Source organism: Thermogutta sp., from assembly GCF_039793925.1.
Classification (GTDB): domain Bacteria; phylum Planctomycetota; class Planctomycetia; order Pirellulales; family Thermoguttaceae; genus Thermogutta.
This window is the reverse complement of the sequence record NZ_JBAMME010000130.1, coordinates 13,338-36,302: the sequence shown is the minus strand read 5'-3', so window position 1 is coordinate 36,302 and position 22,965 is coordinate 13,338. Positions and strand designations below refer to the sequence as shown.

The 22,965-nt window shown below is 56.7% G+C and carries 17 protein-coding genes; 6 read left to right on the top strand and 11 right to left on the bottom strand.

Translation table 11 applies throughout. The features are described 5' to 3' along the window. Positions 1–30 precede the first annotated feature (30 nt). Positions 31–2,865 (top strand): tetratricopeptide repeat protein, encoded by a 2,835-nt coding sequence (locus tag ABJK56_RS04920; protein ID WP_347243550.1) that lies wholly within the window; start codon positions 31–33, stop codon positions 2,863–2,865. Positions 2,866–3,014: 149 nt separating this feature from the next. On the opposite strand, the gene purB is transcribed toward ABJK56_RS04920, so the two are convergent. Both purB and ABJK56_RS04910 read right to left on the bottom strand, forming a co-directional pair. Beyond that, positions 3,015–4,454, bottom strand: coding sequence for an adenylosuccinate lyase (gene purB, locus ABJK56_RS04915; protein WP_347243549.1), 1,440 nt, complete (start codon positions 4,452–4,454; stop codon positions 3,015–3,017). A gap of 68 nt (positions 4,455–4,522) precedes the next feature. Then, positions 4,523–5,926 (bottom strand): HD domain-containing protein, encoded by a 1,404-nt coding sequence (locus tag ABJK56_RS04910; protein ID WP_347243548.1) that lies wholly within the window; start codon positions 5,924–5,926, stop codon positions 4,523–4,525. A 234-nt stretch (positions 5,927–6,160) separates the two neighbouring features. On the opposite strand from ABJK56_RS04910, the gene ABJK56_RS04905 reads away from it, so the two are divergent. Further along, positions 6,161–6,862, top strand: coding sequence for an O-methyltransferase (locus tag ABJK56_RS04905; RefSeq protein ID WP_347243547.1), 702 nt, complete (start codon positions 6,161–6,163; stop codon positions 6,860–6,862). Positions 6,863–7,063: 201 nt separating this feature from the next. Here ABJK56_RS04905 and ABJK56_RS04900 read toward each other — a convergent pair whose 3' ends face one another. Both ABJK56_RS04900 and ABJK56_RS04895 read right to left on the bottom strand, forming a co-directional pair. Beyond that, positions 7,064–7,411: a P-II family nitrogen regulator gene (locus ABJK56_RS04900; RefSeq protein WP_095414661.1), complete on the bottom strand. Its 348-nt coding sequence runs from the start codon at positions 7,409–7,411 to the stop codon at positions 7,064–7,066. A 278-nt stretch (positions 7,412–7,689) separates the two neighbouring features. After that, positions 7,690–9,081 (bottom strand): Gfo/Idh/MocA family oxidoreductase, encoded by a 1,392-nt coding sequence (locus tag ABJK56_RS04895; RefSeq protein WP_347243546.1) that lies wholly within the window; start codon positions 9,079–9,081, stop codon positions 7,690–7,692. On the opposite strand from ABJK56_RS04895, the gene ABJK56_RS04890 reads away from it, so the two are divergent. Beyond that, positions 9,080–9,289 carry a hypothetical protein gene (locus tag ABJK56_RS04890; RefSeq protein ID WP_347243545.1) on the top strand — a complete coding sequence of 70 codons (210 nt, stop codon included), beginning with the start codon at positions 9,080–9,082 and terminating at the stop codon, positions 9,287–9,289. The genes ABJK56_RS04895 and ABJK56_RS04890 overlap by 2 nt on opposite strands. Positions 9,290–9,525: 236 nt before the next feature. Here the strand turns inward: ABJK56_RS04890 and ftsY are convergent, their stop codons facing one another. From ftsY to ABJK56_RS04855, 7 genes are all read right to left on the bottom strand, one after another. Further along, entirely contained in the window at positions 9,526–10,443 is a 918-nt protein-coding gene (ftsY, locus tag ABJK56_RS04885) for a signal recognition particle-docking protein FtsY (protein ID WP_347243544.1), read from the bottom strand. A 186-nt stretch (positions 10,444–10,629) separates the two neighbouring features. Then, on the bottom strand, positions 10,630–11,082 hold the full coding sequence (gene nusB, locus ABJK56_RS04880; protein ID WP_347243543.1) for a transcription antitermination factor NusB: 453 nt from the start codon (positions 11,080–11,082) through the stop codon (positions 10,630–10,632). Continuing rightward, positions 11,075–11,674, bottom strand: a complete 600-nt coding sequence (gene ribH, locus ABJK56_RS04875) for a 6,7-dimethyl-8-ribityllumazine synthase (protein ID WP_347243542.1) — start codon at positions 11,672–11,674, stop codon at positions 11,075–11,077. Before ribH ends, nusB begins: the two co-directional genes overlap by 8 nt. A 188-nt stretch (positions 11,675–11,862) precedes the next feature. Then, the gene (gene rho / locus ABJK56_RS04870) at positions 11,863–13,359 is read right to left on the bottom strand and encodes a transcription termination factor Rho (protein ID WP_347243541.1); all 1,497 of its coding nucleotides are present in this window, start codon (positions 13,357–13,359) and stop codon (positions 11,863–11,865) included. A gap of 525 nt (positions 13,360–13,884) precedes the next feature. Continuing rightward, positions 13,885–14,499 (bottom strand): dephospho-CoA kinase, encoded by a 615-nt coding sequence (gene coaE, locus ABJK56_RS04865; RefSeq protein ID WP_347243540.1) that lies wholly within the window; start codon positions 14,497–14,499, stop codon positions 13,885–13,887. A 113-nt stretch (positions 14,500–14,612) separates the two neighbouring features. Beyond that, the gene (gene polA, locus ABJK56_RS04860) at positions 14,613–17,486 is read right to left on the bottom strand and encodes a DNA polymerase I (RefSeq protein WP_347243539.1); all 2,874 of its coding nucleotides are present in this window, start codon (positions 17,484–17,486) and stop codon (positions 14,613–14,615) included. A 52-nt stretch (positions 17,487–17,538) separates the two neighbouring features. Next, a complete protein-coding gene (locus ABJK56_RS04855; protein WP_347243538.1) occupies positions 17,539–18,279 on the bottom strand; it encodes a DUF3047 domain-containing protein in 741 nt (246 codons plus the stop codon). A gap of 370 nt (positions 18,280–18,649) precedes the next feature. Between ABJK56_RS04855 and pncB the strand changes: the two genes are divergently transcribed. From pncB to ABJK56_RS04840, 3 genes are read left to right on the top strand one after another with little or no spacing between them, the layout of a single operon-like run. Next, positions 18,650–20,101 (top strand): nicotinate phosphoribosyltransferase, encoded by a 1,452-nt coding sequence (pncB, locus tag ABJK56_RS04850; RefSeq protein ID WP_347243537.1) that lies wholly within the window; start codon positions 18,650–18,652, stop codon positions 20,099–20,101. Next, positions 20,098–22,095 carry an NAD(+) synthase gene (nadE, locus tag ABJK56_RS04845; RefSeq protein WP_347243536.1) on the top strand — a complete coding sequence of 666 codons (1,998 nt, stop codon included), beginning with the start codon at positions 20,098–20,100 and terminating at the stop codon, positions 22,093–22,095. The genes pncB and nadE overlap by 4 nt, the downstream gene beginning before the upstream one ends. Positions 22,096–22,132: 37 nt before the next feature. Continuing rightward, positions 22,133–22,870: an NUDIX domain-containing protein gene (locus tag ABJK56_RS04840; protein WP_347243535.1), complete on the top strand. Its 738-nt coding sequence runs from the start codon at positions 22,133–22,135 to the stop codon at positions 22,868–22,870. Positions 22,871–22,965: the final 95 nt, after the last annotated feature.

Genomic DNA, 22,965 nt, shown 5'->3' with positions numbered 1-22,965 from the left:
TTAATTCCGTAGCATCCGGGGGTCGTAATTATGGTCGGGAAGGAAACACCTCAAGAGGGTTTTGAGTCATTGTTCGACAAACTCTTTCAGCTTAATGACAAAGGGTATAAGCGTTCAGCCTTTCGTCTGGCTGAAGAAATCCGGCGGCGAGCCAGGGAGGAGAAGGAAATAATTCCCTATCTTTATGCGAATTTTCATAGCATGAACTGTGCGCAGGCGCTTTTTGATCACCGTACTGGCCGCGATCGCGCCGTGGAAACCATTGCGCTCCTGGAAAGCGAAGAGAAGGCCCGGGAAATCCAACCTGATCTGCCGATTGACGAGTACGAAGCCGTTATCCAGTGGCTGACCGCCTGTGCCTACGACAATCTCGCCAAACACCACGCAATCTGCGAGGGATACGGCCGGGAAGAACTTCAGGGATTGATCCAGGAAGGTTTTGACGTTTGCCGTCGGACCGGAAAGCTTCAATGTCTCACCTGCTTTCGAGAATACGCCGTGAACGTTTATGAAGCCGCCGGGGATCTCGATCTGGCGATGCACTTCGCGCGGTCTGTTTATCGGGAGTTGCCCCTGGTCGAGGAAAACGATCGACGGAGTGTGGGGGCCCTCCAGTATTCACGGCATTTGACCATGCTGGGGCGTCTGGAAGAGGCGCGGGAGGTAGCGGAGGCTTCTGTGAGACTGGCCAAGTATTATCACACTCCCCTCGAACAGCGTGTGTTTGCTCAATGTCAGTTGGGAGAGATCCTGACCTTACTGGGACGGAGAGAAGAACTGGAAGAGCGGTGTGCAGTGGTTGGGGAACCCGTGGATTGGACGATCCTACCGCCGCGGGAAGAGAATCCCGAAATGTGGCTTCGACGCGATCTTTTCGAGGCCACAGAGCTGGCCTGCGCCGGCAAGCTGGCGGAAGCTCTTGAGATCCTTCACCGCTGGGATGAATGGCTGGCATCCCGAGAAGTATGGAGTGAGTGGTTCGAGGTGCGTCTGCGGCGGATTTCGCTGACGATGCTGGCACAGGAGGCGGCTTCGGCAGAGTCGTTGGCGCGTCCCCTCCGTCAGGAAGCTCGCCGCCGCAAAGCATGGTTGTATCTCACGCGATTGGCGGCGATAGAGCGGGGGGTTGTGCCGCCTTCGCCCGTGGCCTTCCTCAAGCCACCGGAAAGTGGCCCCTTCCGCCAAAACGGGGCTAAAGCAACAGAAGCTGAAAGTCCGCCACCCAAAGACGAGGAGCAGGCTATCTCCGTGGAACGAGCGGTTCGCCAATCTGCCCATGACGCGGCCGGGGCTGTCGTTCGGGATTCTCAACCAGAGACGTCGGCGGACAAAGCCAGTACGTCGCTGGGCAAGCAGCTCGACGAGTGGTTGGAGCGACTGCTTCAGGAGGGCCTGGAGCCGGATGATGTTGTCCAGGTGTTCGAAAAAATGCTGGCGGTTGATCCGGAAAGTGTGGAAAATCCCGAAGACGGGGCGCGGCTCATCTATTTGGCGGGTCAGCTATCAGAAATGGTGGGACGTCAATTGGACGTGTGGGACTGGGCCCGGCGTCTGCTGACGCGATTCCCCGAAAATGGAGACGTTTTAAACCTGGTGGCGACAGCAGCGCTGGCAGCATGGTCAGCAACCCACCAAGCCGGTGGGGAAGAGTCGCCGGATTCCCCGCCGCGTGAGTCGGCCAGGGATGTAGCTCTTCCTAGTTTGGAGCAGATAGGTACCTGGTTCCGAAAATCGCTGGATTTGTCACCTGATTATCCGCGGCATTACACCCGGGCGGCTCAGTTCTTTCGGATGACAGGCGACATCGGCATGGCCGAGTGGTGCCTTGCCAGGTCTTTTGCTTTGAACCGAAATAATCCGCAGGCTGTGCTGGGATTGGCGCAGATCTACTCCGACGCGGATCGAGAGCAGGATGCACTGGCGGTTCTTGACCTATGTTTGCGAGATGGCAACTGCCAGGATGCAGAAGTGGCCTGGGAAGCGGGATTGGTGGCGTTCCGCCTCGGACGTTATCCTGAAGCCTTGACGTATTTGAATCAGAGCGAGCAGTGGGGCTGGAACAGTCCCTGGCTTTATTTTTATCGGGCGTGGACGCTTTTGAGTCTGAAAGAAGCAGGGGATGCCCAGAAGGATATTGAACGGTTCTTGGCAACCCGAGATGAACCGGGGTTGGCCGGTCACGTCCTCTATGCCTGGCTTGCCCAAGTTCAGGATTTGCCCGATCAAATTCGCGAGCATGTCAAAGCCGTCCTCAGGGTGCGAATACAGGACATTGACGATTTGTCGGAGACGGGCATCGAGAAGAATTTGCAGCAATTGTATGAAGTTGCTCGACAGGGGCTCCCGGCCGAGGACGAGGTGCTCGCCGATCTTCAGGATCGGCTGTTCCAAGCGGGTATTGTGCCGGACAGTGTTTTTGAGGCGGAGCGCAGGAATCGTCCCAAGTTAAACGACCTTAATTACTATGTGTGCGTGTGCCGCCAACCTTTGGAAGAGTCGTGGTCGCAACATCCTGCCTGCTGGCCGCAGCAGGCGTCGTGGCCAGCGTACTTTGCATTTTGGGGCGTGCTTGCGCGGAATATCGAGGAAGCTGAGCATTACGTGCTGCAAGCCCAATCGCGATGTTACCCCGGTCTTTCTGCGGAACTTGTTAGCACGACCATGGAAGAAGGCGGCTTTTTCGATCATCCAGGAGTGGTGTGGCAGGGGGCTCGCCGTTACGATGAGGATCTCGAAGCGATTTACTCCCTCGGCCTGGGCTCCGACGACGCCGATGGCGATATGGACTTGGACGAGGATCTTGATGACGATTTCGATGAAGATGACGACGATTTCGATTCAAATATCCCGCCAGAAGACAGATAAACCTGTCTTGCACCGCTTCTCGTTGCTTGCTGGTGTATAAGGTGCCCGCCCGGTTCACGCGGCGGCCGGGCAGTGACCGCTGTCCGTCTGAATCGGCGAACCGACCCATCCGCAAATGCGTGTGAAACACGCTGTGATTTCGATTAGCCTCACACTCTCACGTCGGCGTTCATGGAGGAGCATGCCGGGTAGCGTCGGCGGATCGGTTCGATTATTTCTGAAAGAAATTCGTCGACCTGCTCTGGGGACCGTCCGACATAGCGGAGCGGGTCGGTCACCTCTGCGAAGTTAACCCCGGCGAAGGCAGGATCAGCGCGGAGTCTCTCGATGAGGTCGTTCTCTTTACCTTCTTCCTTGATGGCCCGTGCGACGGCCTGGCTGTGCTGGCGGATGCGTTCATGAAGGTCCTGGCGGTCTCCGCCTGCCTGAACGGCTGCCATGAGGATCTCCTCCGTGGCCATGAACGGTAGTTCCGCACGCAGATTCTTGGTGATCACCTGAGGATACACGACCAAACCTTCGAAAACGTTGCAACAGAGAATGAGGATGGCGTCCACGGCCAAAAAGGCCTGCGGAATAACGAGCCGTCGATTGGCGCTGTCATCCAGGGTGCGCTCGAACCATTGAACGGCATGGGTCATGTGAGCGTTGGCCTCGAGAGACATCACGAATCTTGCCAGTCCACAGATCCGCTCGCACCGCATCGGATTGCGCTTGTACGGCATGGCCGAGGAGCCCACCTGATCCTTTTCGAACGGCTCCTCTATTTCCTTGCGATGAGCCAATAGCCGAATATCGGTGGCCACCTTGTGCGCCGTGTCAGCAATTTGCGAAAGGACACCAAGTATCTGCGCGTCAATTTTTCGGGAATATGTCTGGCCTGTGATAGCGTAGCTGCCGGGAAATCCCATTTTTTGACAGACGAGCTCGTTGAGGCGTTTGACCTTTTCGTGATCTCCCCGAAAGAGCGCCAGAAAACTGGCCTGCGTGCCGGTGGTGCCTTGAACACCTCGTGCCCGAAGTTGCGAGAGTCGGTATTCGAGCTCCTGCAGGTCGAGGACAAAATCGTATGCCCACAGGCATGCCCGACGTCCCACTGTTGTCGGCTGGGCCGGCTGGAAGTGCGTGAAACTTAGGCAAGGCAGGTCGCGATACCGCTGTGCAAACCGTCCCAAACGATCAATGACGGCGGCAAGTCGCTGGGCCAGGATGTGTAATCCTTCCCGCATCAAGAGTAAATCCGTGTTATCGGTGACGTAGCAGCTTGTGGCACCCAGGTGAATGATCGGCCGGGCCTTGGGGCAGACATCACCAAAGGTATGAACGTGGGCCATCACGTCGTGGCGGAGTCGGCGCTCGTATTCCGCTGCCCTGGCCCAATCGATGTCGTCCACGTGGGCACGCATTTCCTCAATTTGCTCTTGGGAGATAGGAAGCCCAAGTTCGGCTTCCGCTTCCGCGAGAATGACCCACAAACGGCGCCATGTGGAAATACGCCGTTGCGGACTGAACAATTCTGCCATTTCTCGGGAAGCGTACCGGGTGATCAGAGGGTTGTCGCAGATATTGTGATCGATGTGTTTGCTCATGCGCAGGTACCTGTTCGTCAGGGTGTTGACGCTGTATGTGCTCCGACAGCCGAAGTGCCACTAGAAGCTCACATATTTGTTACATCATCCACAGCATCGCCGTTGAGCAGAGCATCCATGGCCGCGGCGATTTCGTTCGCATATTGTGTGTCCAGGGCATAAACCCTGCAAATTCGGTAGCTGAAGGGAATCTGGCGGTACAATTCCCGGGCATCCAGTGTCCGTATAGATTTGGTTGCAGGATCGTAGAGATAATTCTGGCCCGCGGCAGGAGCACGGGTGCCTGGGCGATGGACGTGGCGGGGTGGATCGCAGCGAAGCGGGATCTCTCGCAGACTAGGGGGAAGGCGGCGGCGAATGGCCTCCTCGAAAAGCTTCTCGTCGCTGAAAACGCTCATTTCTTCCGACTTTCCGGGACCGAAAAACACTGTTCTCTCGCATACCATTTTCCACAGGATTTTCCGTCCCAGCCATTCTCGCCAGCGCGAACCTAGGGCGGCCAGCCTTTCATCTGGCGAGTCTGCCCAGCGTTCCACATCCACAAGCAGCGACCAGTCCGTGAAGCGGCGATATTGGTCGAGATGTTCCACAGGGTTCCCCGGGAAAAGATAGTCAGCACTATCGCGGAAAAGGTCCTGGAGTGATAGGTCGATCGAGCGCACAGTGCGGTGGAAATAAATCGATCGGAACAGTTCCGCCCTAACTGTGATGAACCGCACCAGGGCAGGTAGGCCACGTTCATGGATTGTCAAACCCTGACGCGTAAAAAAACTGTAGTGAATGAGTCTGTCTAGGTCAAAGGCGCGTTGACTGTAACCCGACATGTAGGCATCTCGCAGGACAAAATCCATGTTGTCCACGGTATAGATTCCGCTGAAGAGGGATCGCAGAAGTCGCAACCAAAGCGGGGAGGACGATTCTTCAGAGCTTTTGGGTCGGGTGATGAGAAAACAGATTTGTTCGGGTTCGATTTCTTCGTCGGGTCGAAGCTCGCCCAGCGGATTTCGGCGAACACGGCGGAGCAGGGGGGCGAGTTCCCGCCGAATGATCTCGCTTCCCAGCCGTTCGTGATTGAGCCCGTAGCGGGAAAGATAAAATTGGTCGAAGAAATGGCCAAAAGGACCGTGTCCCACATCATGAAGCAGCCCGGCCAGCCGCATGAGCGTCCTCACATAGCCGAAACTGGGCGTATCCGGATCGCTGGCCTGGAGGCTCGGGTAAAGGTGCTCCGTGATACGTCCCGCAAGGTGCATCACGCCCAGAACGTGCTGGAACCGTGTATGCGTTGCGGACGGAAAGACCCACCAGGCCGTTTGAAGCTGGTGGATCTGCCGCAATCGCTGAACCCACGGATGGTCAATAATGTCCTGCTCGGAAACTTCTCCGGGGGCGGCCCCGCGACGCGACACAAAAGGGATATAGCCGTGGATGGGATCGTGGCTGAGACTCTCCCAGTCGTAGTTCGGCTGCATTGCGAGACTCCACGAAAACCGATCCTTGACGCTTTCTGGCGGGTTTATAATGATACGACGCGCCAGTTGCAGGTTTGGTGCTTCCCTGTATTTTCCGAAGGTGGCGGCATTGGGCAAAGGGGCGCTGTGGGCGAAGTTGTGGGGGACTGAGGAGACCAGTGGGCCAAAGGACTGAGAGGGCAGCTTTGGGACAGCTTGTATGATGTGGTCCTTTTTGATGAGGAGGATGCATCGATGGTACGGTTTAGTGTGCTGGTGTTGGCTGCTTGTGGAGTGATGCTTTTTGCCGATGGCCTCTGTCGTGCTCAGCCTCCTGGGGGGCCCCGGCGGTCCGGCAATCCCCGCGCGGTTTTTGAGGTGAAAACACTTCCCAAGGACGACGTCGAAAAACGAATTCTGGAGGTCATTGAGTATGTCGGTCAAAATCAGCGGGCAGGGAATATGATTGTTCCGGAAGAGGATGGACGCCTCCTCCGCGCGTGGGCTGAGGCCGTGGGGGCAAAGCACGTGGTGGAACTCGGCACTTCGGTGGGGTACTCCGGGCTGTGGTTTTGCCTGGTGCTGAAAAAGACCGGGGGCAAGTTGACCACCTTTGAGATCAACGAGAAACGGGCTGCCATCGCCCGGGAGAATTTTGAAAAGGCAGGGGTGAGCGACATCGTGACGATTGTCCTTGGGGACGCCCACGAAACCGTCAAACAGGTGAAGGAGCCGATCGATGTTCTTTTCCTGGACGCGGACAAGACCGGGTATCTCGACTATTTTGAGAAGCTTTCACCCCTTGTGCGCCCCGGGGGAGTGGTGATCGCTCATAACATGATTCCCAGTATGGCCGACCCACGATTCGTCAAAGCAATCACGACGAATCCAGACTACGAGACGGTGTTCCTGCACATGGACGCCTCTGGCGTATCCGTATCCGTGAAAAAGCACTGAGCGCCTTATATCGCCGGTGGGAGTGGTTTGCCTGCCAGACCGACAACGGCGATCTCCTTTGCGGAGAATGGAAAAACGAAAAACCGGCAGGGGTTAGTGGTATCGCCCCTGCCGGTTTATTTTGGTCTTTTCGGCGAATAGCCAGTGGCGGATGGAAAGTGGGAAATCCACAGGTAATTGCCGCTATGGGTGACAAAAGGGTCAGATCGCTTCTCCGCCGCGCTCGCCGGTTCGGATGCGGATGCAATCTTCCAGGGGCAGGACAAAGATTTTGCCGTCGCCAATCTGACCGTGCGGTCCGGTCCGCGCCCCTTTGATGATGGCGTCAATGGTCGGTTCCAGGAAGTTATCATTGACGGCAATCATGAGCTGGACTTTGCGCGTGAGATTCACTGAGTATTCGTGGCCACGGAAAGCCTCCGCATGCCCTTTTTCGCGGCCGAATCCCTGCACGTCCATGACCGTTAGGCGAAATACCTCCACCTCCGCCAACGCCTGTTTGACGGCTTCCAATCGATGGGGCTGAATGATGGCAATGATCAGCTTCATTGGGCCACCTGTGGCTTAAAGCATCGCACTCCTACGGTTGGTATCACACTATCATATCCCAGTACGAACGACAAGACACGTCCGGGACATGTTTCCGACAGCCAAAGCGCCGCCAGTTTACGGCCGTCTGCGAAAACGGGTCGGAGAAAGCCAACCAACTTGAGATGTATGGGGGCGACCGACCCGTCGCCCCCGTGCGCGTCTCCGCGAAACTTTCAGGATAAGATTTACAGAAAACCCGTTTAGCCGCCGAAATTAGCGGTACTGAAATACTGTTGTCACACCAAGGGCGGCAATTCGTAGCCCTTGCGCCGCGGACGTTCCATGTAGGAAGATTTGTTGGCACCGTCGTGGTTGGTGAACTGTTCCGTAGCCGGATCCCAGCGAAGTTTGAGTCCAACCTCGCCGACTTCCCGCACAATATTCACGAGATAGCATAGCGTTGTGGAGCGTTGTCCAAATTCGATGTCGGCGTTGCACCGCTGGCGCGTCTTAATGCACTCAATCCAGTTGGCGATGTGGTATTCCGTTTCCGGTCGTGTGATCGGGCCTGGATAACCCGGGGATTGCATGAGTTCCTTTGGATTGGTGGCAATCTTGTTGCGATTGATTTCCACTTTTCCTTTTTCCCCGATAAAAATGGCACCCAGCCCGGGACCCCAGTCACCATTCAGATGGAGTCGCAGTTCTGTCCCGTTGGCATACCACATCCGCACTTTGGCCCGTGGACCGACCACGGGACGAGCCAGCCGATTGAGATACTCCAGATAGGTAGGATCATCCTCGGGGATGGTCTCAAATTTGCCGCAGGGCTCTACCCGGACGGGCTCCTCGAGCATGATCTCTACCGGCCCCGTCTCATCAGTGCCAAGAGCGCGCTGGATCTGATCGTAGGAATGGGTTCCCCATCCGGTCACGCCAAAGCACAGTCCGCCACCGTCGTAGTCCCACCAGCGCTCCCAACCGTGATGCAGTTCGGGATGGTATGGCCGCAATTCCGCCTGATTCGTCCACACATCCCACCAGTTGGCGCTTCCCCCTTCCGGCATGGGCATTGGGGGTTTCCCTGGCCAGCGCTCCGGACCCACGAAATTCGGAGCAATGACCGTGAGAACTTTGCCTATGGCACCATTTTTGACCAGATCGCTGGCCCAGTTGTTGATGGGCATGGATCGCTGCTGGGTTCCGACCTGTGTCACCCGATTGTACTTCCGCGCTGCCTGGACCATGTAGCGCCCCTCACGAATGGTGAGGCACATGGGCTTCTCAATATAGGCGTCCATGCCCATCTGCATGGCGATAACGGTGATCCATGCCCGCGCGTGCGTGGTGGTTTCCACCATCACACCGTCAGGTTTTTCCTTTTCGATCATCGTACGGAAGTCCTCGTAAGTTCCCCATTTCTGGTCTTGTCCCACATCTTTGACGAAGCGATCGATGGCTGGCTTGAAACAATCGCACACAGCCACAATTTGCATGTCTTTGATTTCCCGGGACTCGTTCACGATAGACCGCGCTCGGCCGCCCAGGCCGATGATGCCCACTTTGACCCGTTCAGATGCTGGCGCCTGCCCTGCCAACCCCAGTGCTCGGCTGGAAACAAGCGTCGGGATGCTCAGGGCAGCGCCCAGCTTCAGAACGGAACGACGGGAAATCTGGTGTTCTCGCATGGCATACTCCTTGCACAAAACGTGGGAATGGGTTAGCGCAGCGACAATCGGCAGTGAAAGCGGATCCGCCCGCTGGCCAGAAACCGATGAAGTCACCACCAATAGAATACACCCCCACCATCCGTTTGCCAATCTTTTCGATTCTTGGATTGCCAAGTCTGGCAATGACTACGGCAAAGGGATGCTGGTTGAGGGCGAGGCATGCTGATTTGCGCGGCAAACCGGCTCAAGATGGTCAAGCCAGCCGGCTGAGTTTCTTCACTGCGCCCAACATTCTGGGTGTTTTGATCCGCCGGCGTCGCTACTTTTGGCCGGGCAAGATCAAACTCGCCAGATTTTGAGCGTGGTGGATTTGGCCTATCGCGTTTGAGAAAGAAAACTTGACAAGCGCAGGGTCAACCGACGCACAGCAGGATTTCAAGGTTTCCCGTGAGAAACACAACCTCAGCTCTCAGCGAACATTGCGTCCACGAAGCTATCGGCATCGAAGGGCAGGAGGTCTTCCGGTTTTTCCCCGACACCGACAAATTTGACGGGCAGTCCCATCTGCTGTCGAATCGCAACGACCACCCCGCCCTTGGCTGTGCCGTCCAGTTTTGCGAGGACAAGGCCGGTGCATTTGACGGCCTCGCTGAAGTGTTTGGCCTGGCTGATCCCATTCTGACCTGTGGTGGCGTCGAGGACGAGGAGGACCTCGTGAGGAGCCTCAGGGATCTGTTTTCCCAACACACGGTGGATCTTGGAGAGCTCCCGCATCAGATTCTGATGTGTTTGCAGCCGTCCCGCTGTATCGACGATACACACGTCGGCGTGCATTTCGATGGCTCGGGCCACCGCTCGATGACCGACGGCTGCGGGATCACTTCCCTGGGGACCTGTCACAATATCCACGCCCAGCCGCTGGGCCCAGATACTCAGTTGCTCCACGGCCGCAGCGCGGAAAGTATCCGCTGCTCCAAGGACGACCTTCTTGCCCTGCGACTGAAACATATAGGCCAACTTTGCGATGGTTGTGGTCTTCCCACACCCGTTAACCCCACAAACCATGATCACGGTGGGGCCTTGACTGGCGAAACGGATAGGGGACTCGGGCTGCCGCAAAAGCTCTTTGAGACCCTTCTTGATTTCCTCAATCGCTTCCGACCACTCGATGACGCGGTTGCGGTATTTCTGACCGATCTGATCGACGAGCTGCTGAGCTGCTTGAACTCCCATGTCGGTCCGAACCAGGACCTCGAAGAGCTCGTCCAGAAAAGCCTGATCGACGAGCCTTCCCCGCGTCTTGAAAAGATCGCGGATATCCGTCTGAAGGATTTGGGCTGTCTTTTTCAGGCCTTGTTTAATGCGGTCGAGCAGTCCCATAGTCGTGACCCACCGAATTGCCTTTTGCCTCCCTCAAAATACTCTCTCTTCCACTTCACAGGCTTGCCGCCTGATACCTTGGGCCTTGCCACCAGGCAGTACCGGCCTGGGATTCCACCATCATGGTTCAAAAACTTTATGGCATGGACCCCCCGTTGTTGTACACGCTGCCGAAGGAGCGCAAAGTCAGGGCTTCTCTGGTGTGCGAGCACACCCCAAAATGATCTCGCGGTACAGTCGGTCGAGAATGCCGTTGACAAAAGGTCCTGATTGTTGTGTGCCGAATGTCTTGGCCAGTTCAACGGCTTCGTCGATCGCCACCTGAGGGGGAACGTCGGTATAAAGCAACTCGTAGGCCCCGATCCGCAAGGCATTGCGGTCAGTGACGGCCATTCGACTTAAGGACCAATTTTCGGTCGCTGCCTCAATCTTGGCGTCCAGTTCCTGACGGAATTTCCGCACTCCACTGAGCAACTCGGTCGCGAAGCGGACCAACTCGGGCCGCCGGAGACGCTGACGCAATGTCTGTTCATCATCGGCGGGGTTGTGTTGCGGATTAAGATCGTCCTGATAGAGGATTTGTAGGACGACTGCCCGGGCTTTTCTCCGACCGGTCATTTGCTCCATCGCATCACGCACTGCAAGCCCCTCCGGACCGTGCTTTTCCGGCGGTTGTCACGTCGTTCTGGTGCGTTTCCAGATGTTGCTTTATTTGCTCCATGAGACGGACCATTTCGAGAGCTGCCTGGGCGGCTTCTGCCCCTTTGTTGCTGACTGGTCGCCCCAACCGATCTTTATTTCGGACAACATCACTGCCTGCTGACCGTGCCATGGCCTGTTCAAGCGTGTCGCATGTGATTATTCCGAATAAAACCGGGACTCCTGTTTTTACACCGATTTCGGCAATTTGCAGGCTCACCGCGCGATTGATGTGCTGGTCGTGGGAAGTTTCCCCTTTAATGACAGCACCCAAGCAGATGACCGCCCGATATTTCTGCGAGCTGGCCAACCGCTGGGCGACGGTGGGGATCTCAAACGCTCCCGGAACCCAGAAGACGTCAATGGCTTCACCGGGGACCCCGCCCGAGGTGAGAGTTTCCAGGGCACCCTGAAGTAACCCACGTGTGATCGTCTCGTTAAAACGGGAAACGATCACGGCAAAGCGTCCTGGGGGTAACTCGGCAGTTCCCTCGAAGACGTAAATTCCGGGAAAGCGTTCACGAAGATTCATAGCTGGCTGCGGATTGGTCGTCGAACCGGCTGTCTGTCACGCCCACTCCCTCAAAACCGTCTCTTTGCCTCCTGTGAAGGGCGGTAGTGATCGGTAGGCGCGTTGTTGAGAAACCGTGGTCCACCACTGCTGGGGTAACACCCGAAAACAGGTTGCCCGTCTGCCGCACGCTCGCATATCCGCCCGCATCAGCGGACGTTGAGGCTCATCAAAAACTCCGCGTTGGTCTTGGTCTTAGCTAGGCGGCTCACGAGAAACTCCATGGCATCGGGTGGATTCATCTCATTGAGAACACGACGGAGGATGCAAATCCGCCGATGCTCTTCCGGGTCCAGGAGCATTTCCTCGCGGCGAGTTCCCGAACGATTGATGTCGATCGCCGGCCAGATGCGTTTGTCCACCAACCGACGATCGAGCACGATTTCCATGTTTCCGGTGCCCTTAAACTCCTCGAAAATGACTTCGTCCATCTTGCTGCCCGTGTCGATCAGGGCGGTGGCGATGATCGTGAGGGAGCCGCCTTCGTCGATCTTTCGCGCCGACCCGAAGAACCGCTTGGGCCGCTGCAGGGCATTGGCGTCAACGCCACCCGTGAGGATTTTCCCAGACGCCGGGCACTCGGCATTCCATGCCCGAGCCAGTCGGGTGATGGAGTCCAGGAATATGATGACATCCTTCCCGTATTCCACCATCCGCTTAGCCTTCTCGATGACCATTTCCGAGACCTGGATGTGTCGGGCAGGGGCCTCGTCAAATGTCGAACTGATCACCTCACAGTTGCGACCTTTGACCTGGCGCTCCATATCCGTCACTTCTTCCGGGCGCTCGTCGATGAGCAACATAAAGACGTAGCAGTCCGGGTAATTTTTGAGGACGGCCTTGGCCATCTTTTGGAGCAGGATCGTCTTCCCCGCTCGAGGTGGGCTCACGATCAAGCCCCGCTGTCCAAATCCCACGGGGGCGATGAGGTCCACCACCCGACATTCAATCTCTTCCGGGGTCGTTTCGAGGATGATTCGTTTGTCGGGATGGCAGGGGGTGAGGTCGTCGAACCAAATCTTTTTGGCAGCCAGGTTGGGATCTTCATAATTGACGGCTTCCACCCGCAAAAGTGCAAAGTACCGCTCGTTTTCCTTGGGCGGCCGAATTTGGCCTGACACCGTCATTCCCGTTCGCAGGCCGAAACGGCGAATCTGGCTGGGGGAAACGTAGATGTCGTCCGGGCAGGCCAGATAGTGGTAATCGGGACTTCGCAAAAAGCCGAAACCATCCGGCAGGATTTCCAAGGTTCCTTCTCCATACATCAGCCCGCTCATCTTCACCCGCTCTTTGAGGATGCGGAAGATGAGGTCCTGCCGTTTCATGCCCGCGATTTCGGTATCGGAGAGGTTTTCTTTGCGGGCCTCCTCAATGAGTTCGGCCATCGACATCCTCTGAAGCTCGGCGATGTGGGTGTCGCCCGATCGCTTCACCTGTTCGAACTGCTGGGCTTCTTCGTCGTTTTCTTCCTCTTCAAAGCGGCCATCCATGAGCTGTTCCGCAATGGAGAGTGGTTCGTCACGGTCGTGACGACGGCGACGAAAGCCTTGCCGACCACGCTGGGGGGGCGCACCTTTCCCGTTGGATTCTTCCTCGCCGAATCTTCGGGAATCGGAAAAAGATCGGACGTCTTTCGACTGGGACATGGCGTCAGTCTCCTGTGACAAGGTTACGACCTTCCGGCGGCACGCGAACGGTGCCAGTAGGTGGGACTCAACATTGTAAAACGGATGGAGTAGCCGTTACCGCACCCAACCAATGTTCTAGGGGATGGATCACTCCCGCTTCAAGTGGCTCAGGTCGGAAGATTCAAAGAATCTTTTCCAAAATCGAACCGGAAAAAACATACTCAACGCACCGATGTGCCGGCGCATAGGCCGATGAGTTCTCTTTCCGCCTCACGGCTACGCGCCGCACTGTGTTCGCTTTGACTCCTTTTATGTAAATTTCGCAATTTCCTCGGATTGCCGCCGGGCATCGTCTTTTATTTGCGACCCCATCGAACGCGGGCATCGGAAAACTCGGTCACTCCCGATAGCCGGAATCGCGTAAGCCAGCTATTCCGCTCCGCTTGGTCGCAGCTCGCCAAACCCAGGGCGCGAACGTCAGACGACCCTTGATCTTTTACACCACCCCATCGAGATCGGCAGGCATGGCGCGATTGTCAGGGGCTATTGGGAAGTTAGTTCGGCGATAAGGATCTGCCAGACGTCCGTGACCTGTTCTCGGAGGTGAGAGATACTCTCGGAGTTGTCAATCACAAAGTCCGCCCGGACCTTTTTGACGCTCCGCGAGATCAACCACCTCTCCCGGCGTTCCAATTCTTCGGGCTTCCAGCCTCGAGCAGCCGCCCGATCGTATCGAATCTTGTTTGGCGTGTCAACATAAACTAACCTCTGACATAGTGTACTCCAGCCAGCCTCCAAGAGCAACGGGGCGTCAATGACGAAGACCGGGCACCCCTGTTGTCGGTGCTTTTCTTGCTCCTTCAGACATTCTTTCAGGACGGCCTGATGGATGACCCGCTCCAGGATTCGACGTCGCTCCCGGGATAGCTCATCATCTTCAAATACGAGCTGTGCAATGCGTCTTCGATCGACTTCCCCCATTAAGGGGAAAATCGACGATGGGAAAACTCGGCCGAGAAAGCGCCGAATCGCTGGCTGGCCAAGCGCCCGATGCGCTGCTTCGTCCGCATCGAAAACTTCCGCCCCAAGCTGAGCGAACTCCGATGCGACCAGAGACTTTCCCGATGCTGGGGGACCGAGTAGACCCAATGTAATCATGCTTGATGTGCTTCACGAAAGGGCGCCCCTGCCGGTAGCTGACCGCGGGAGGGAGCCTCCTCCCATACGCCTGACAGGCTTGTCCTGTGTCAGATTTGATACAGGGCCCTGGTTTATGCTGGCTCCATATCATTCCAATTCGGTCCGACACCCACATCCACCTTGAGCGGGACATTCAACTTCATGACCGATTCCATTTCCTGGCGAACGATGCGGGCCGTGGCGGACACTTCGTGGGCTGGGCATTCGAACACGAGTTCGTCGTGGACCTGGAGAATCATCCTTGCGGCCAGGCCCGCCGCTCGGAGAGCGTTCCGGACTCTGATCATGGCCAGTTTGATAAGGTCGGCCGCCGAACCCTGCACAACCGTGTTGATGGCCGTCCGTTCCGGAAGGTTACGCTGGCGGGTAGGATTTTCCCGCACGCCGGAAATCCGCCGTTTTCTCCCCAGGATTGTGCGAACATATCCTTGACGACGGCACTCCTGCAGCACGCTGAGGAGAAATCGATCAATTCCCGGATAGCGGGCAAAGTAGGCCTCGATAAAGGATGCGGCTTCCTCTTTGGAGATTCTCAATTGCTTGGCCAGGCCAAATGGCGTTTGCCCGTAGATTACTCCAAAATTGACAGCTTTGGCTTTCCGCCTCATTTCGGGGGTTACCTGGTTGGGAGGGACGCCAAACACCTCCGCAGCAACTGCCGTGTGAATATCCTCGTCGCGGTGGAACGCTTCACACAAGCGTTCGTCCTGGGAGAAATGCGCCAGCATACGGAGCTCGATCTGGGAATAATCGGCGGAAATCAGACGCCAACCTTCTTCGGCGACAAAGGCGGATCGGATTCCGCGTCCCTCCTCTGTTCGCACCGGGATGTTTTGGAGATTGGGATCGCTGCAACTGAGCCGTCCTGTGGCGGTCACGGCCTGGTGAAATGACGCGTGGACTCTGCCGGTTCGCGGACACACCATTGTGGCCAGGCCGTCAACATACGTGCTCTTCAGTTTGGCGTACTGCCGATAGTCAATGATCTTGGCGGGGAGAGGATGAATGGCGGCGAGCTCCTCCAGGACCTCGGAATCTGTGCTGATCCCGGTTTTCGTTTTCTTCGAGCTGGGCAGTTGAAGTTTATCGAAAAGGATCTCCTGAAGCTGTTTTGGAGAGCCGATGTTGAATCTTTCCCCGGCCAGTTGGTAGATCTCCTCTTCCAGGATCTGCATTTGTCGTTCGAACTCTTCCCCGAGCTTTCGCAGGCGTTCCGTATCCACGCGGATACCGTGATATTCCATTTCTGCCAAGATTTCCACGAGGGGCATTTCCACCTCGGCGAACAGTTTTGCCAGTTCCTCCCGCTCGAGTTGCGGCTGCAGTTTTTTCCGCAGATGCCAGGGGAGAATAGCGTCCTGGACGGCGTACCGTGCAATGTCATCGAGCGCCACCTCGCTCATTTGCTTTTGCTTGCGGCCGGTTCCGATGAGCTCGGATATCTTGATCGTTTCGTGGCCCAGCAACCGGGCGGCTTGCTCGTCCAAACTGTGGGATCGCGAACCGGGATCCAAAAGATAGTCGGCGAGCATGCAATCGAAACCAAGCCCCTGGACATCGAATCCGCAGGAGCGAAGCACGACCAGATCGTATTTCAGGTTTTGGCCGATTTTTGCAATTTCTTTGTTGCTGAGAATCGGTCCCAGATGGGCGAGCACATCCTCGCGTGAGAGGGCCGGACTTCCTTCTGGCGTGAGCACCGGGATGTAAAATCCCTCGTGTGGGTTCACTGCCAGGGAGATACCCACCAGATCGGCCCAGCGGGGTCGGATGTCCGTGGTTTCTGTATCCAAGCTCATTGCGTTGGCTTGGGCCAGCCTGTCCGCCAGGTCCTTCAGATCTCGAATTGACTGGACAACGTGGTAACGATAGGAGACGGTCTGGGAAGGCGGGACCGCTTCTTGCTGGGGTGCGAGCTTTTGAAGATCTGCAATGAGTCGGCGAAAACCGAGTTGGCGGCACAACTCGATGGCCCGATCTATCTGAACAGGCTTCAGCGCGAGCTCCTGAGGTTGGAGATCCAGCGGCACGTCCCGTCTGAGGTGCACGAGCTCTCGAGAGAGAAAGGCCTGTTCGCGATAGGCCTCAAGATTGTCACGTTTTTTGCCAGGAGAGAGGTCTCCAAGATGCTCGTAAATGCCCTCGAGCGTTCCGTAGCGCTGTAGGAGTTCTTGGGCCGCCTTAGGACCAATCAGGGGAACGCCCGGCACGTTATCGCTGCTATCTCCCACAAGGGCTTGAAAATCGACGACCTGTTCCGGGGTGATGCCCCATTCGCGGAACAAGGCCTCGCGATCCATATACGTTTCCTTGCGCAGATTGAGCAGTTTTACACGATCGGTGATAAGCTGGCGGCAGTCTTTGTCGTTGGTGACGAGGACGCACTCGCCTCCCTGCGATTCAACAATCGCCGCGAGCGTTGCCATGATGTCGTCGGCTTCGAACCCCGGCCGACGGATGACCGGTATGCCGAGGGCTTCCAGAAATTGTTCGATGAGTTCAATTTGCGGGATGATGTCGGCATCGAGTTCGGGCCGGTGGGCTTTGTATTCGGCGTAAATTTCCTTCCGGAAGCTTGGTTCCTTCGCATCAAAGGCGCAAATGAGAAAATCCGGCCTGTACTTGGTCAGCAGATGAATCATATCCCGGACGAATCCGAATACAGCATTGACCGGGCGCCCGTCGGGGGAGGTCATTTCTGGCAAAGCATGAAACAACTGGTGGATGAGCGAGTGGGCGTCCACCACAAAGACGCGTTTGCCACGAAACAGCTCTTCTGATTTGTGGCTTGAGGCGGAGGATGGCGCGGATGTCGACACGGCGGGATTGTCCGTCTGTCCGGGCGCTGGATTGTCTTGAGATGCCCCTTCGAACAGATCGGGAGCTGGCTCCTGCGGGCGCGTCGCTGTGGTACGGCGGGAACGGCTGGCTCGTTTCGGGCTCATCGATGGGCCTGTTTCTTCTTTCCCTACGCTTGATTGGGATTCGCGAATACCATCACGGCTTGGCGGTCGATTCGGAGAAGATAAGCGGGCCGATCAGCCCTTCCGCCACACTGCTTGTGTGATCGGAATCGCACCAGATGCCGATGGCCACCACAAGGGGGCGCGAGTTCTTGAAGTACCTGTCATGGTCCTCTGTGACGTTGCGGCTTTCTGTCAACCACTCGTCAGCAGTGCCCCGCCGCAGAACGAGCGTATAGAGCTCCACCCGGCCGAAAATGAGCGAATTGTATGTGCGGTGGATGACGTCTTTGTCTCCTTCTCGGGCGGGATTATCCCATACGTAGCCGATCACGTCATATCCGTCGGAACGACGGAAGGCGAGATACACCTGAAGGACCTGATCATTGGTCGAGTCGTAATTGGCATTTCCGCCCCGGGGAAGCGTCAGGGCCTTCCATCGCCAGGAAAGTAAAGGAAAGCGATCCGCGGCAAACGGCCGAGAGCGCAGATCCTGATAAAGAACGAAAGATGCGCGTGTCGCCCGCAAACGGAGCACACGCTGGTGAGGGTCTTGGGGGTCGGCTTCCACCGTGATGCGAACATCGCCACCCAACCCGGCCTTTTGATATTCCCATGGACTTGGCCAGCTCACGCTTGTCAGCCAGCGTGAGACGAGCGGCCCATTGAAGCCAAAAACTTTCTGATTTTCTTCCCCCGCCGCACTGGATGTCACACTGCCCGAAGCCACTAGGAGCAAAATGCAGAAAAGGGTACAGAACAAGCGCGATAGCATCGTGTGACGTGGTCGTCGCCGACGGGCCAAGGGGTGGCGGGAGAACATGGGAGAGCCCTCTCGCTGAACGAATTAATAGCGAAAACTCACGGTTTGCGCAAACCAGAGCCCGGCCTCGGAATCCTCCGGGCACCCTCACACCGAAGCTAGTAATCCTCAACCTATTCTATGCCTGATCAGATTGGCTCACAACGTAGCGGAATTGCTCGGCCGCGTCAGTGAAAGGCCCACGACGTTCAAAATGGGGAAATATTGATTGGACGCAGGTCACGGTGGCTGACCACTATGGTGCCCTACACCGGCAGGTAAAAGGGAAAGATTTATAATAGGGAAAAACCCATGCAAAATAAATCTTTAGGACGGTTGGTGTATGACGAGCTACGCGAAGGCGATCTGTGCCAACCCAGCACTATTGACCGACCTTTATCAGTTGACCATGGCCCAGGGATACTGGCGCCAGGGTTGGGCGGATCGCCACGCTGTTTTTCATCTGTTTTTTCGCCGGGCACCGTTTGGCGGACGGTTCGCCGTCGCGTGCGGGATGGAAGCGGTGATCGATTTTCTGAAGCGATGGCGATTCACCGAGGAGGATCTTGGCTATCTGGCTACTCTTAAGGCGTCTGATGGCCGAACGCTCTTTTGTCAGGAATTTCTCGATTATTTGGCCCGTCTGCGCTTTGAAGGGGAGGTCCTCGCTGTAGAGGAGGGAACACTCATTTTTGCCCACGAGCCTTTTTTGCGGGTTCAGGCTGGACTGTTAGTAGCACAACTGCTAGAGACGCCGCTCCTCAATCTGATAGGATTTCCCACGCTGGTGGCCACCAAGGCAGCAAGGGTGACGCTGGCCGCTCATCCTGATCCGGTCATCGAATTTGGGTTGCGACGAGCGCAGGGATTCGAGGCAGCGCTCATCGCGGCGCGGGCGACATACATTGGCGGGTGTGTAGGCACTTCTAATGTGCTGGCTGGCAAACTGTGGGATATCCCTGTTCGAGGAACCCAAGCGCACAGTTGGATTCTCGCATTTGGTGACGAGCGCCGGGCTTTCCAGGCCTACGCCGAGAGTTATCCTTCCAGTTGTGTGTTGTTGGTGGATACGTTCGACACCATCCAGGGAGTCAAACACGCGATCGAGGTAGCACAGAAGCTTAAACAAAAAGGCCACCGGCTGGTCGGGATTCGTCTGGATTCCGGGGAGTTGGTGGCGTTGAGCCAGAAAGCTCGGCAAATGCTCGATGAAGCTGGCCTGAATGATGTGCTCATTTTCGCGTCCGGCGATCTGGATGAGTACCGGATCACCCGGCTCAAAACTGCTGGGGCTCAGATCAACGCATGGGGGGTTGGTACGCGGCTGACTACGGCCTTCGATGAGCCGGCGCTGTCCGTGGTTTACAAACTGGCGGCCATCCAAGATGGGGACGGAAACTGGCATGATCGAATGAAAATCTCGGCGGAATCCGCCAAACAGACCCTGCCGGGAATCCTGCGGGTTCGCCGGTATTATGTGGCGGACCAGCCCCAGATGGATGTGATTTACGACGAACGCGATTCCCAGGCACTCCAGCTTCCCCCCCAGGGACCGGAGAAATATTCGGCTGAGGACACAAAAGAATTGCTGCAACCGCTTTGGATGGGGAGCGAACCAGTTCACAGGGACAGGAATCTGGAAGAAATTCGGGAGTATGTTCAGCGCCAGCTGGGTGCCTTTCCCGCTGAGTGCCTTTCCCTGCGAGGGGCAAAACCGTTCCCGGTAAAGATCGCTCGCGGCGTTGCTCGCCGCCGTCGCCAACTCCGCTTTCACCACGAGGAGTTTTCACCATGAGTCGGGTCCGCGTGGCAGGGGCGACGGTTAATCAGACGCCCTTGGATTGGTCCAACAACTTCACCAATATTGTGCGTGCTATCGAAATTGCCCGAAACGAAGGGGCAACCATCCTGTGTTTGCCGGAATTATGCGTCACGGGCTATGGCTGTGAGGACGCGTTTCTTTCGCCGGGCGTCCACAAAACAGCATTAGAAGTGCTGATGGAGTGTCTGCCCCATACCAAGGGGATGATTGTCTCCTTGGGACTGCCCCTTTTCCACCGATGCGCCGTATTTAATTCCGCCTGCCTGGTCGCCGATGGGGAAATCCTTGGCTTCGTCCCTAAGAAGTTCCTGGCCTCCGAGGGCCTCCATTACGAGCCGCGGTGGTTCAAGCCCTGGCCGGCGGGTGTGTGCGATCAGATTGAGATTGCCGGCCGCGATTACCCGATCGGTGATTATGTATTCAGTGTGGGCGGGATTCGACTCGGCTTTGAGATCTGCGAGGATGCTTGGGTGGCGCAGCGACCAGGAAGTGAACTGGCCTCCCGCGGAGTTGATTTAATACTCAATCCAAGTGCGAGCCATTTTTCATTTGGCAAGTACGAGGTGCGCAAGCGATTCGTGGTGGAAGGCTCGCGGGCATTCCATGTGGGATACATTTACACCAACCTGATGGGTAATGAAGCCGGGCGGGTCATTTATGATGGGGGAGTCCTGATTGCCTCGCAGGGACGGATGATTGCCGCAGGCCCCCGGTTCAGTTTTCGGCCAGTTACGGTGACCACCGGTGTCGTGGACGTGGAGCTTAACCGCGTGAACAGAGCCCGTTCCGCAGGTTTTGATCCTCATCTGGCTTTCCGCAATGACGGGGTGGTCAATATCGCCTGGGATTTTCCCGACATTGAACCTTCTGTGGAAGTAGGGCAGTGGCCCGCCTGGGAAACGGGACCGTATCTCAAAGAGGAGGAATTCGCGCGGGCGGTGATGCTTGGGTTGTTCGATTATCTCCGCAAGAGCAAAGCCAGGGGATTTGTCGTCAGTGTGAGCGGTGGAGCTGACTCCTCGGCAGTCGCCTGCCTTGCGGCTCTCATGGTCGAAGCAGCTCATCAGGAGCTGGGTCACGAAGCCTTTTGCCAGGCCCTCAGCCACATTCCCGAGCTGAAAACGACTCAAACTCATCAGGAGCGGATTGCAAAACTTCTTCACTGTATTTACCAAGCCACTCGGAACAACAGTCCCGCTACTCGGGAGGCAGCCACGGCCGTGGTGACCTCCCTCGGCGCTACCATGTCTTGTATTTCTGTGGACGAAATCGTGACACTCTACATCAAGCGGATCGAAGAGGTTCTCGGGCATCCACTTACATGGGAGAAACATGACATCGCTTTGCAAAACATCCAGGCCCGCGCGCGGGGTCCCAGTGCCTGGCTGCTGGCCAACGTCAAAGGCGCCTTACTTTTGACTACCAGTAACCGCTCCGAAGCGGCGGTGGGGTATGCCACCATGGACGGCGACACCTGTGGGAGCATCAGCCCGATTGCGGGTATCAACAAAACATATTTACGGCAGTGGTTGAAGTGGTTGGAGCAGGTGGGGCCTGAAGGATTGCATCCCGTGCCGGCTCTCGCCAAGGTTAATGCTCTCACGCCCACGGCAGAATTGCGGCCCAGCGAGCAGCAGCAGACGGACGAAGCTGATTTGATGCCTTATCCGATTCTCGATTTTATTGAAAAGGCGGCCATTCGCGACAAGCTTTCGCCGAGGGAGATCTATCGCCTGATGCGGCACGAATTCCCGGACTATGGTCCCGAGCAACTGGTCACGTGGGTCGAGCGATTCTTCCGATTGTGGTGCCGCAACCAGTGGAAGCGCGAGCGGTATGCCCCGGCTTTTCACGTGGATGACGAAGATCTTGACCCACGCAGTTGGTGCCGATTCCCGATTCTTTCGGGAGGATTCGAGCGGGAGTTGGCGGAGCTCCGCCAAGCAGTCGAAAACGGCAAGGTGTAATGCGAGGGGTTCTGCAAATCAGGGAGCGATTCATTCGATGAGCTACACGTATGAATATCCCCGCCCCGCGGTGTGCGTGGATTGCGTGATTTTTGGACTCCCTACAATCAGCTCCAGCGGCTCTCAGGCATCACCAGAGGTTCTTCTTATCCAGCGGGGGCGACCACCGTTTGCAGGGATGTGGGCGTTGCCCGGCGGGTTTGTGGATATTGACGAGCCTTTGGAGGTAGCAGCGGCGCGTGAACTAGAAGAGGAAACAGGCATTCGGTGTGCAGCGCTGGAGGTTGCCGGAGTTTACGGTACACCGGGTCGAGACCCACGGGGGCGTACCATTTCGATTGTCTATCGCGCTGTCGTCTGGAAGTCGGCCCAGTCACCTCAGGGTGGGGATGACGCCGCGAAAGCCGAGTGGTTCAGCCTTTCGGCCCTTCCGCCGATGGCCTTCGATCATAATCAAATTGTGGAAGAGGTGACGGAAAACTTTCGACGTGAGATTCGTACCCGACCGTTCGGGCGGGAATTGTTTCCGGATACTTTCACGATCGAGGACCTTCAGTGCGTCTATGAGAGCATCCTGGGCTGTTCTATTTCAGCAAGAAAACTCCGAAATTTTCTGCTGAAAGCTGGGCTCGTTGAGGAGGCGGAAGGGCCCACTTCGAACTCCGTCAAGACACCGAGTCACGGTCGGGTGAGCACGCTGTTTCGATTCTGTCCAGCGGTGTACGAGAAGCTATCGCGCACCGGTTTTGCGCCTGAAGTATTCGCCGGTACGTGAGCAATACTCGGCACCAACCCGCCGGCAGGCAGTCTCCGGTGAGTTGACCATCGCTGTTTAAAACGCAAATATGAAACGTAACATCGTGGTCGAAC